A 12,106-nucleotide genomic window follows, 5' to 3' on the forward strand; every position below is an offset into this window, starting at 1 on the left:
TTTATTTAAAAAAATCATTATTTTTTCATTACTTTGTTCAAAACACCAAAAACCCCACGAATAAAAGTTGCACTCGTAACCATCTTCAATATAGGATTTTGAGCTGTACTTTGCTTTGTTGTTTTTTGCGATTTGGTTTGTTTTTGTTGCTTCTCCTCTTCCTTTTCTTTAACCTGCTGATTCTGAATTTCATAAATTTTCTTATTGAGTAATTCATAGGCACTCTCTCTATCTATTACTTCGTTGTATTTTCTTGCTAACTCAGAACGATTTACAAGAGTATTTATTTCAGTATCAGATAGTATATCCATTCGGCTCATTGGAGCTCTTAACATTGTGGCTACCAGAGGAGTAGGTATTCCTTTTTCATTCAAAACAGTCACAAAAGCCTCTCCCGTTCCTAAAGATGTCAATACTTCTGCTGTATCATAAAATTCTGAAACAGGATAGTTTTCAGCTGTGAGTTTGATGGCTTTTCTATCCTTCGCTGTAAAAGCTCTAAGAGCGTGTTGCACTTTCATTCCTAATTGCGAAAGGACTGCTTCGGGGATATCTGTTGGATTTTGTGTGCAGAAAATAAGCCCAACACCTTTAGAACGAATGAGTTTTACAATATTTTCTAACTGATTTAGCAATGTTTTGGACGCTTCATTAAAAATTAAATGAGCCTCATCAATGAAAATAACTAATTTTGGTTTCTGTAGGTCTCCCTCCTCAGGAAATGTAGAATAAATTTCAGCTAACAGACTTAACATAAAGGTAGAAAACATCTTTGGACGGTCTTGAATGTCCGTTAAGCGAATGATGTTTACATATCCTTCTCCTTTACTATTTGTTCTCAGTAAATCAGAAGGTTCAAAACTTCTTTCTCCAAAAAATAATTCTGCTCCTTGATGTTCTAATTCAACAATTTTTCTCAAAATTGCACTTGTTGAAGTTTTTGCTATTGCTCCGTATTCCTTTTCAAATTCCACTTTACCTTCTTCAGTAGCAAATTGTAATATTTTCTTCAAATCTTTCAAATCCAACAAAGGATAACCATTATCATCACAATATTTGAAGATTACCGCCAACACGCCTTCCTGTACATCGCTCAAATCCAGAATACGAGAAAGCAGTACAGAGCCAAATTCGGAAACTGTTGCTCTCATTCTTACTCCTTTTTGTTCTGAAATAGTAAGCAACTCCACTGGAAATCCTTGTGGAGCATAAGGAACGCCTATTTTTTTATGACGTTCTGTAATGAATGATTTTTCTTCGCCCATTTCTGCCAAACCACTCAAATCACCTTTTAAATCCATTAAAAGCACTGGAACTCCATTTTTAGATAAATTCTCGGCAATTACTTGCAGCGTTTTAGTCTTTCCTGTACCTGTAGCACCAGCTATAAGTCCGTGCCGATTTAGCGTTTTCAAAGGAAGATTAACTAAAACATTCTCAATAGGTTGCCCTTCATACATAGCTCCACCTAAAGTGATGTAATCTCCTTTGCAAATATATCCATTGGTTATGGTTTCTTTAAAAGATTCTATTTTACTCATATCTCCAAATTAGATGCTAATATTTCAAGGAAACAAAGATATAATAAAAAAATGAAAGCTTTTGCATTTATCTAATTTTCTTTGACAAAATTTGCTTACTAAGTTCTATTCATATAAATTTGCGTAAAATATTTGTTAAATCACGTAATATAAGAATACAGATGAGTAATTTTCCTAAATTTTTGCTGGGAGATAATACAGACTTCCCTGATGCTATTTTCGTAATCCATACGGAATATCCACGTTTTGTACTAAATTTAGAAACCGATGAGGTGGAATGGTTGGAAGAATTTGACGAAGAAGACACTAAAGAACTTGAAACAGAAGCAGAAAACCTCATTCAACAAGCCAATGAGTTTTACGAACGAGAAATAGACCGATACGAAGGGTAATTCGTTATGTTTGAATTCATTATTGAAAAAGACAAAGAACTTCTCCTTTATCTTAATAGTTTAGGTTCAGAGCATTGGGACGGATTTTGGCTTTTCGTAAGTCATAAATTTTCTGCGTTGCCTCTATATATTTCGTTGCTCTTTTTTTGTTTGAAATTTTTAAAATGGAGAAAAACGCTTGTGATTTTGCTCTGTGTGGCTTTAATGATTGTTGCAACTGACCAGTCAGCAAATCTTTTTAAATATGGTTTCGAAAGATTGCGTCCGTGCCACGACGAAACTCTGATTTCACAAATGCGTCACGTAATCTGCGGGGGAAAATACGGCTATTTTTCGGCACACGCAGCAAGTTCAATGGCAGTGGCTACGTTTTTCAGTTTGCTTTTCCACCAAAGAATAAAATGGTTATCTTTTGTATTGCTATCTTGGTCATTTTTAGTAGGATATAGTCGAATTTATTTAGGAGTTCACTTCCCAGGAGATGTCATTACAGGATTTGTTTTGGGAGGAATATTGGGGTATATTTTCTACAAAATAGCATTTGAAAAAATATTAAAAAAATGAATTTACAATGAAAGATGAACATATTTTGCTATCATATTTAGAAAATTTCATTACAGAAGAGCGAAAAAAACGATTTTCAGAAATTCTCGAATATCGAACCAATCATTTTACGGTAGCTGTAGAAGATGTTTTCCAGATGCACAATACGAGTGCTGTTATCCGAAGTTGTGATGTGTTTGGTGTGCAACAAGCTCATTTGATTGAGCAACGTTTTGGAAAACGTTTAGATGCCAAAATCGCGATGGGAGCTCAAAAATGGGTGGATACATTCCGATACGATAATACACAACATTGTATGGATACGCTTCGTGAAAAAGGTTATCAAATTGTGGCAACAACACCTCATAAAGATGCTTATTTCTTAGCTGATTTCGATATTTCAAAGAAAAGTGCTTTCTTTTTTGGTACAGAAAAGGACGGATTATCAGAATTAGTATTAAATCAAGCTGATACATTTTTAAAAATTCCGATGGTGGGCTTCACCGAAAGTCTAAACATCTCAGTTTGTGCGGCTATCATCTTGCAACAACTCACAGAAAAACTCAGAAAATCAGATGTTTCTTGGCAACTTACAGAAGAAGAAAAAATGGCAATCCGAATTGATTGGACAAAAAAATCTGTTCGGAGCATTGATGATGTTATGAAACGTTTTTATCAAATCAATTCTGAAAAAGAAAAAGAGTAAGAAGTTTTTATTTCTTACTCTTTTTTCAAAATCTATTTTAATCCGAAAAATATCTTACTATAAAGTATTGACATTGTTCAAATCCTCGAAAGCTTTTTTAAGTCGAGCGATGAAAGTTTTTTCTCCTTCTCTCAACCAAACACGAGGGTCATAATATTTTTTGTTTGGAACATCAGCTCCTTCTGGATTTCCAATTTGTGATTGCAAATAAGCTGATTTTTCTTTCATATAGTCACGAATTCCTTCTGTGAAAGCGTACTGCAAATCGGTATCAATATTCATTTTGATAACACCATACGAAATTGCTTCACGAATTTCCTCAAGAGTAGAACCAGAACCTCCGTGGAAAACAAAATCTACTGTATTTTCAGGAACGTTATAATTTTTAGATATGTACTCCTGAGAGTTTTTCAAAATTTTTGGAGTAAGTTTCACATTTCCAGGTTTATAAACTCCGTGAACATTACCAAAAGCAGCTGCGATGGTAAACTGAGGACTTACTTTCAATAACTCCTCATACGCATAAGCAACTTCCTCTGGTTGAGTATAAAGTTTAGAAGAATCAACATCTGTGTTATCAACTCCATCTTCCTCACCTCCAGTGATTCCCAACTCAATTTCAAGAGTCATACCCATTTTGCTCATTTTTTCCAAATATTTTTTACAAATTTCGATATTCTCTTTAAGTGGCTCTTCTGAAAGGTCAATCATATGTGAGCTAAACAAAGGCTTTCCTGTTTCAGCAAAATGTTTTTCTGATGCATCTAACAAACCATCAATCCAAGGAAGTAATTTTTTTGCACAATGGTCAGTATGAAGAATTACACTAACTCCGTAAAGTTCAGCTAATTGATGAACATGTTTTGCTCCTGACACTGCCCCTGCAATAGCAGCACGTTGATTTTCATTTGAAAGTCCTTTTCCTGCCATAAAACAAGCCCCTCCATTGGAAAACTGAATGATAACAGGTGCATTCATTTCTTTGGCAGTTTCCATTACGGAATTAATTGTGTTTGAACTAACAACATTTACAGCTGGTAAAGCAAATCCTTTTTGTTTGGCGTACTGAAAAATCTCCTGTACTTGTTTTCCAACAGCTACGCCTGGTTTAATATTGTGTGCCATTTATACTATAAAAAATTTAAAATTATACTATCTAAAAAATTTAACAACAAATCTAAAAATAAGATTTTAAGCACCTTACATCTAAAGGGCTAAAGTTGGTAACAAAAGTACAATTTTTTGGTTAGATGACAAAAATAAAAGCCATTTTTTAAATAAAATTTCTCTTATGAAAACTAAAAATGACATTTTAAAAAGAATAATACAATTTTAAAAGTTTCTTTTACTACGATTTTATTATGTTAAAATTAAAATAATTCCTTCAGTATTATCCACTCAATGGATTAATTTTTCTACCTTTGCCCCTTAAAATAAAGATTTATGAAAAACCCTATTTTTAGGCTTTACTTTATTGATGTGATGAGAGCCTTTGCCATTTGTATGATGTTGCAGGGGCATTTTGTAGATGGATTATTAGCAAATGAATATAGAACTTCTGAGTACCCAATATATTCTATATGGTTATTCTTCAGAGGATTAACAGCCCCTATCTTTTTTACTGTTTCTGGTTTTATTTTTATGTATCTTCTGGCGAAAGAAAAAACCGCAGGAAAAACTGGTTGGAACCATTTACGAGTTATCAAAGGAATTCGACGAGGAATAACATTAATTATTACTGCTTACCTACTGAGGATACATTTTTGGAGTTTATTCAAAGGGAAAATATATGCAAATTCCTATATGATTGATGTTCTTCACTGTATTGGGCTATCTTTGCTTCTTTTAATTGCAATATATTTATTTTCGTACAAGAAAAAGCCTTATGTGATGCCTTTAATTTTGATATGTTTTGCTCTTTTGTCGTTTTTACTACTTCCTATCTATTCGGTTCAAAACTACGATTTTTTACCAGTTTTTTTGGCAAATTATTTTACACAAGCAAATGGTTCTGTATTTACTATTTTCCCTTGGTTTGGATACGCTGCTTTTGGAGCCTTTATTGGAGTTTTGTTTAGTATATTCAAGGACAATAAACACGTTTATAGTTATGCAATTACCTTTTCAATCATATTTGGATTGATTTTATCATTTGGTTCTCAACCTTTTTTCTATTGGCTTTACAATATGACGGACTCACAATTAGCTTTTCTAATTTCGGAAAACACTATTTTTAATCGATTAGGAAATGTCCTGTTAGTTTTTTCAGTATTTATGTTACTTCGTGATGTAATTATGTCTTCAACAATACGAACTATCGGGCAAAATACCTTGTCTATCTACATCATACATTACATTATTTTATACGGAAGTTTTACAGGATTTGGCTTATATCAATACTTTCACCATAGTTTGAATCCGTATGTTGTAGCAGTTGGAGCTTTACTTTTTATTCTAGTAAACGTTTGGTTATCTTTTAAATATAATCAGTGGAAACCTTTTGCCGTTGATAAATACAGAATAATAAAAGATGAATGTAAAAGTTTTTTGATAGAAGGATATTATCTAACAATCTCTTTTCTCAATAAATTGAAAAACAGAATATTGGACTTTATATTTGTTTCTAAAAGAAATTCGTAAAATAAAAAAGGAATTCTCGAGAATTCCTTTTTATTTTTGGGTGTTACGCTTCTTTATTTTTTTCTTTTTTACAGCCTTTTTAGCTGGTTCTGGAGGAGCTTCGCCACCTTTATAATAATACAAGCATTTTTCAATATAAAAATCTCCCTGATTCTGAATCATACCTGCGATATTATCATCATACCACATTTCAGCCAAACTCGCCTTCAAATATTTTGAAATTTCATCTTTATTCCTTCTGAAATCAATGAATATTTTTCGTGCCGAGAGAAACTTTGAAAAAGCATTCAACATTTCTTTCGAAATTTTATATTTTTTTACAAAATATTCTTTATCTGTCTTTTTATTTTCCTCAGGATGAGTATCAAAATACTCAAACAAGAAGAAATTTGTTAATCCAGAATTCAATATTTCGTGTACCATATACATATCTGGCTTCATATCCATCGGTACGTAAACATCTGGATAAATTCCTCCACCACCATAAACAATCTTACCTCTGGGAGTTATAAACTTCAAAGAATCAGCTACTTTTGTATTATCTATCTGAGTACTCCTTTTATTTCTGAAGTTATAAGGTTTTTGAATTGAACGACCTGTAGGTGTGTAATAACGAGCTGTAGTCAAACGCACAGCCGAACCATCAGGCAAGGGCATTTCACTCTGTACCAAACCTTTACCAAAGGTACGACGACCGACAATCACTCCCCTATCATTATCCTGCAACGCCCCCGCAACAATTTCACTTGCCGAAGCAGTTTGCTCATTTACCAATACAAAAACAGATTTATCATCAAATAAACCTCCCTCAGTTGAATAAATTTCTTCAATTTCTTTACGATTATTTTTAGTAAAAACAATCATTTTATCTTTCTGCAAAAATTCATCAGCAATCTGAATCCCTACATTAAAAAATCCGCCAGTATTATCTCTCAAATCTAAAATTAAGCTATTAATTTCTCCAAGCTCTTTTAATGCTGATGTAAACTCCTGATGTGTAGTCTCAGCAAAACGATTCATTCGGATATATCCTAAGCTATCATTAATTTTATAATAGCGGTCAATGCTTTTTATAGGAATATATTTTCGAGTTATGGGAATTGTAAAAAGACTATCTACTGCTTTCCTATAAACGGTCAAATTTGTTTGAGAATTTATTTCCCCTCTGAGGATAGTTCTAATTTTATCAGCCGAAAATCCTTTACCAAAAAGAGTGTCTTCGTCAGATTTTAAAATGCGGTCACCCAGCGAAATACCTTTTTCAAAAGCATCACTTCCATCAATGGACTTTATCACAGCAATTGAATCTTTATACATATAAAAAGAAACTCCCACACCAACAAACTTACCACTCATATTCTCAGTAATTTCCTGAATATTTGATTTTGATATATATGTAGAATGTGGATCTAACTTGTGAAGAATTCCATTTACAGTTATATCTACAATACTATCCGTATCAATATCATCAACGTATTCATCTTCAATATAGTCTATAAGTTTACCTAATTTTGCCTTACTCGGGCTTTCCTCTGTAATAGTATCAATATTAGTAATTGGCAAAGGAACGGGAGGAGGTAATTTTTGTACGTAAAAATCTGAAAGAAATTTCCCCAAGAGAATCCCTACTGCCAAAACCCCTCCCAACACAAGTGGCACTATGTAAGTTTTTACTTTCATTCAAAAATGATGTTTAAATTAATTTTCTCCTGTTTTACAATAAATTCAGAATAATAGAAACAAAAACACGACAGCTCATCATTAAGGAAAAGCAGTCGCATTTTTGAATATTTAACAAAGGGTTTTACTTCTTGAAGGCTTCTAACCCTGATTTTAACCAATTATAATATTCCTCAGTATCAGGTGTATAACCTACTGGTTCTACTAAATTAGTTTCATCGTGATTCATTAAAACGTAGAACGGCTGAGAATTAGCTTTATATCGAATTGTTTGGAATTCACTCCATTTTTGTCCGACATATTTCAATTTTTTACCTGGTTTAAGTTGAGAATCAACAACTTGATTCTCAGGAAGCAAACGCTTGTCATCTACATAAAGAGAAACTAAGATAACCTCATTTTTCAAAATTTCAAGAACGTGAGGCTCTGTCCATACATTTTCTTCCATTTTTCGACAATTAACGCAAGTTTTTCCAGTAAAATCTATCAAAACAGGTTTGTTTACTTGCTTAGCGTAAGCAAGTCCCTTATCATAATCATCAAACGTTATAATGTCGTGAGGAGCAAAGAAATATGCTCCTTCAGGAAGGGTAGCTTCTTGAGTGCTTGTCACACCCTTTTTATAACCTACTCCATAAGGCGATTCGCTATAATGCTGAGGCGGAGGAAAAGCACTAATCAAATTTAAAGGAGCTCCCCAAAGTCCTGGAATCATATATATTGTGAACGTTAGAGATAGTAATCCTAAACTTAGTCTTCCTACCGAAATTTTGTCTATTGGCGAATCGTGTGGTAAACGAATCTTTCCAAACAAATACAAGGCCAAGGTTCCAAAAACAGCAATCCAAACAGCTATAAATAATTCTCTTTCAAACCAATGACCTGTCACTGCTAAATCTGCATTTGAAAGGAATTTGAACGCTAAAGCCAACTCTAAAAATCCTAAAACTACTTTAACTGTATTGAGCCAACCTCCCGATTTTGGTAACGTGTTTAACCAACCCGGAAAAGCAGCAAAAAGAGCGAAAGGCAATGCAATAGCCAATGAAAAACCAAACATTCCTATAATTGGTGCTATACCTCCTTTTTGAGCGGCTTCAACGAGCAATGTCCCTACGATAGGTCCTGTACAAGAAAAGGATACTACTGCCAAAGCTAGAGCCATAAAAAAGATACCAACAAACCCACTACGATCTGCTTGAGCATCTATCTTTGTACTCCAAGAACTTGGTAAAGTCAAATCAAAAGCTCCTAAAAATGAAGCAGCAAAGAAAATTAAAATGATAAAGAAAATAATGTTAAACAAAACACTACTTGCCAAAGCATTCAATGCATCTGCTCCAAAAATTCCCGTTACAACAACTCCTAACAACACGTAAATTACAATAATCGAAATACCATAAATTACTGCGTTCTTGATACCTTTTGCTTTTGACTTACTTTGTTTTGTGAAATAACTCACCGTCATAGGTATCATTGGGAAAACACAAGGCGTTAGTAATGCAGCAAATCCTGACAGAAATGAAATAATGAAAATACTCCACAAACCTTTATTTCCAACTCCTTGATTTGTATTACTTTTACCAGATTTAGTTTCTACTTTTTTAGCAGATTCTGATTCTTCTACACTTGTAGGAATTGCTGATTGTACCTGAGTATTTTCTTCAGAATTCATTAATCCAGCTTGTTGTTCTAAATTTTGTGAAGAAGTTACAGCAGTAGCGCTTGAGAAAACAAACTCTAAATCAACTGTATCAGGAGGAAGACAGTTGGTGTCATCACAAACCATAAATTCAACACTTCCTGTGATGCTTGTTAGCTCTTTTGATGTTTTTATTCGTTGTTTAAAAACCGCTTTTTCATAGAAAAAACCTATTTCCATATCAAAAACAGCATCGTGCTTAACAACAGTTCCCTCTTCTTCTGTTTTTCCTATAAGCTGAAAATCAGAACCTGATTTGTACTCAAATGTAGTAGGAACAGGACCATTAGGCGGAATATTCTGCGAATACAATTTCCACCCCTTCTGAATTGTAGCAGTTGAGACTAAGTAAAACTCATTATCACTTACTTTTTCAACTTTGGTTTCCCACTTCACAGGGTCATATATTTGAGCATTTAATGCTACAAATACAAATGAAAATAAAAGAGTTAAGATATTTCTCATACATTATTTTTTATTTGTGAAGCGACAAAGATAATAAAAAAATGATTAATATCTTCACTTCTAATATTTATTTTTAGCCAACATTTCCAATGTCTCTAATAGTTTGTTTTTCCTGATAAAATACTTTACTTTTGCAGAGTAACCAGAAAATTACTTCTATGGCAAAAATAAACCTTAAAAAATATAGAGTAAAAGAAAAAATTAACCTACCAGAACTACCTACCTATGAAGATTTTTCTCTCAATGAAGAAAATTTAAAATCTGAGCTTAAAGAAGTTAGTAAAAAACTTGCAGATTTTCAGGACGTTCTCTATGCACATAACAAATACAGTGTTTTAATTTGCATACAAGGAATGGACACTTCTGGCAAAGATAGTTTAATAAAAAATGTTTTTAAAGGATTTAATAGCCAAGGAATTGAAGTTCATAGTTTTAAATCTCCTTCAAAAAAGGAATTGGAACACGATTATTTGTGGAGACACTATATAACATTGCCTGAACGCGGAAAATTTGGAATTTTCAATCGTACACACTATGAAAATGTAATTGTAACTCGTGTACATCCAGAATATATTTTAAACGAAAACCTTCCAAAGATAACGAAAATTGAAGATATTGACGAGCATTTTTGGAAAAAACGATTTAAACAAATCAGAAAATTTGAAAAAAATCTCTCAGAAAATGGAACAATTATCTTCAAATTCTTTTTAAATATCTCAAAAGAAGAACAAAAACAAAGACTATTGGAACGCTTGAACAACTCTTCCAAAAACTGGAAATTTTCAAAAGAGGATTTGAATGAGCGAAAACTTTGGGACGAATATCAAAAATTCTACGAAGAAGCAATTAATGAGACATATTCAAAATCAGCTCCTTGGTACGTAATTCCTGCAGATAATAAAAAAGCTGCACGACTATTGGTGGCAAAAATATTATGGAATAGGTTGAAAAATTATGATAATATAAAATATCCTGAGATAGGTAAAGAGGCAAATATTGAAAAATATAAAGAGGAATTACTAAAAAGTTGATTCTATAAAATTACAATCATTTTATGAAAAATAAAATTATAATTATCATTTGCATTTTTTTAAACACTTTTAATAAGATAAATGCTCAAAATGAAAAAGATTCAATCTTTTTAAGAAGCATTTACAACCAAGCTCTGACAGAAGGGAAAGCGTATGATTGGTTACATCAAATTTGTTACAATGTTGGATCCAGACTTTCAGGCTCTTATGGCGAAAAGAAAATGGTTCGATTTCTGGAAGCAGAAATTAATAATTTAAATATTAAAGCGAATCTTCAACCTGTGATGGTTCCTCATTGGGTAAGAGGAATTTCAGAATATGCTTATATTGAGACACGTAAAGGAAAAATCACAACAGTTCCTATCTTAGCTCTGGGCGGTTCTGTTGCAACTCCTGCTTCTGGAATTAAAGCACAAGTTGTTGAATTTAAAAGCTTGGAGGAACTTGAAAAAGCTGATATTAACAAAGTAGTTGGAAAGATAGTTTTTATCAACGGCTCTTTACCTAACGAAATGATCGATGTTTCAGAATCTTACGGAGTTCGTGGAGCTCAACGTTACTCAGGAGCGAGAATTGCTGTAAATAAGGGAGCAGTAGCAGTTATTATTCGTTCTTTAACGCACAAATTAGATAATTCTCCACACACAGGAGTTATGTCATACGAGGATTTACCCAAAAGTAGACATATTCCAGCAGCTGCCATCAGTACAAATGGAGCAGATTTGCTTAGTAGTTTACTGAGTTTAAATCCCGAATTACAATTTTTCTTCAGGCAAAATTGTAAAATTTTCAATGATGTACAATCAAATAATGTAATTGCTGAAATTCGAGGTTCTGATTTTCCTGATGAAATTATCTCTTTAGGAGCTCATCTTGATTCGTGGGACGTAGGACAAGGAGCTCACGATGATGGTGCTGGAGTGGCACAATGTCTGGAAGTTATTCGTATTTTTAAAGCCTTGAATTACAAACCAAAACGAACAATCCGTATTGTTTTTTTTGCTAACGAAGAAAATGGTGCACAGGGAGCTATCAAATATGCAGAAGAATCGAAAAAGAAAAAAGAAAACCAAATATTTGCTTTGGAATCAGATGCAGGAGGATTTACACCTTTGGGATTCAGCTTACAAGGGAATGAAAAGAAAATACAGAAGATAAGTTCGTGGAAAAGTTTGTTTGAGCCTTATCAAATATATTATTTCAAAAAAGGTTTTCCTGGACTTGACATCATTTTTTTACAAAGTGAAAATAATGTTTTAGCAGGTTTGTACACAAATTCACAACGTTATTTTGATTATCATCACTCTGAAAATGACATTTTTGAAGCAGTGAATGAACGAGAATTGGAGCTTGGAGCCGCAGCTATGGCGAGTTTGATTTATTTGGTGGATAAATATGGTTTGTAA

Annotated in this window: 10 protein-coding genes; 6 read left to right on the top strand and 4 right to left on the bottom strand. The window is 33.0% G+C overall.

The features are described 5' to 3' along the window. Positions 1–17: 17 nt before the first annotated feature. Positions 18–1,541: a helicase HerA-like domain-containing protein gene (locus CGC48_RS00415; RefSeq protein WP_095897328.1), complete on the bottom strand. Its 1,524-nt coding sequence runs from the start codon at positions 1,539–1,541 to the stop codon at positions 18–20. Positions 1,542–1,702: 161 nt separating this feature from the next. Between CGC48_RS00415 and CGC48_RS00420 the strand changes: the two genes are divergently transcribed. From CGC48_RS00420 to CGC48_RS00430, 3 genes are read left to right on the top strand one after another with little or no spacing between them, the layout of a single operon-like run. Next, positions 1,703–1,933: a hypothetical protein gene (locus CGC48_RS00420; RefSeq protein ID WP_018279119.1), complete on the top strand. Its 231-nt coding sequence runs from the start codon at positions 1,703–1,705 to the stop codon at positions 1,931–1,933. Positions 1,934–1,939: 6 nt separating this feature from the next. After that, positions 1,940–2,497: a phosphatase PAP2 family protein gene (locus CGC48_RS00425; protein WP_095897329.1), complete on the top strand. Its 558-nt coding sequence runs from the start codon at positions 1,940–1,942 to the stop codon at positions 2,495–2,497. Positions 2,498–2,504: 7 nt separating this feature from the next. Continuing rightward, positions 2,505–3,182, top strand: coding sequence for a TrmH family RNA methyltransferase (locus CGC48_RS00430; RefSeq protein ID WP_095897330.1), 678 nt, complete (start codon positions 2,505–2,507; stop codon positions 3,180–3,182). 57 nt (positions 3,183–3,239) lie between these two features. Here CGC48_RS00430 and fbaA read toward each other — a convergent pair whose 3' ends face one another. After that, the gene (fbaA, locus tag CGC48_RS00435) at positions 3,240–4,307 is read right to left on the bottom strand and encodes a class II fructose-bisphosphate aldolase (RefSeq protein WP_095897331.1); all 1,068 of its coding nucleotides are present in this window, start codon (positions 4,305–4,307) and stop codon (positions 3,240–3,242) included. Between the two features lie 318 nt (positions 4,308–4,625). Here fbaA and CGC48_RS00440 point away from each other — a divergent pair, with 318 nt between their 5' ends. Then, positions 4,626–5,822 (top strand): heparan-alpha-glucosaminide N-acetyltransferase domain-containing protein, encoded by a 1,197-nt coding sequence (locus CGC48_RS00440; protein WP_095897332.1) that lies wholly within the window; start codon positions 4,626–4,628, stop codon positions 5,820–5,822. Between the two features lie 30 nt (positions 5,823–5,852). Here the strand turns inward: CGC48_RS00440 and CGC48_RS00445 are convergent, their stop codons facing one another. Continuing rightward, positions 5,853–7,502 (bottom strand): S41 family peptidase, encoded by a 1,650-nt coding sequence (locus CGC48_RS00445; protein WP_095897333.1) that lies wholly within the window; start codon positions 7,500–7,502, stop codon positions 5,853–5,855. 124 nt (positions 7,503–7,626) lie between these two features. Next, positions 7,627–9,669 carry a protein-disulfide reductase DsbD family protein gene (locus CGC48_RS00450; protein WP_095897334.1) on the bottom strand — a complete coding sequence of 681 codons (2,043 nt, stop codon included), beginning with the start codon at positions 9,667–9,669 and terminating at the stop codon, positions 7,627–7,629. A 158-nt stretch (positions 9,670–9,827) separates the two neighbouring features. On the opposite strand from CGC48_RS00450, the gene CGC48_RS00455 reads away from it, so the two are divergent. Further along, entirely contained in the window at positions 9,828–10,700 is an 873-nt protein-coding gene (locus CGC48_RS00455) for a PPK2 family polyphosphate kinase (protein ID WP_095897335.1), read from the top strand. 23 nt (positions 10,701–10,723) lie between these two features. Continuing rightward, the gene (locus CGC48_RS00460) at positions 10,724–12,106 is read left to right on the top strand and encodes a M20/M25/M40 family metallo-hydrolase (RefSeq protein WP_095897336.1); all 1,383 of its coding nucleotides are present in this window, start codon (positions 10,724–10,726) and stop codon (positions 12,104–12,106) included.

The sequence above is a fragment of the Capnocytophaga cynodegmi genome (assembly GCF_002302475.1).
GTDB classification, from domain to species: Bacteria; Bacteroidota; Bacteroidia; order Flavobacteriales; family Flavobacteriaceae; genus Capnocytophaga; species Capnocytophaga cynodegmi.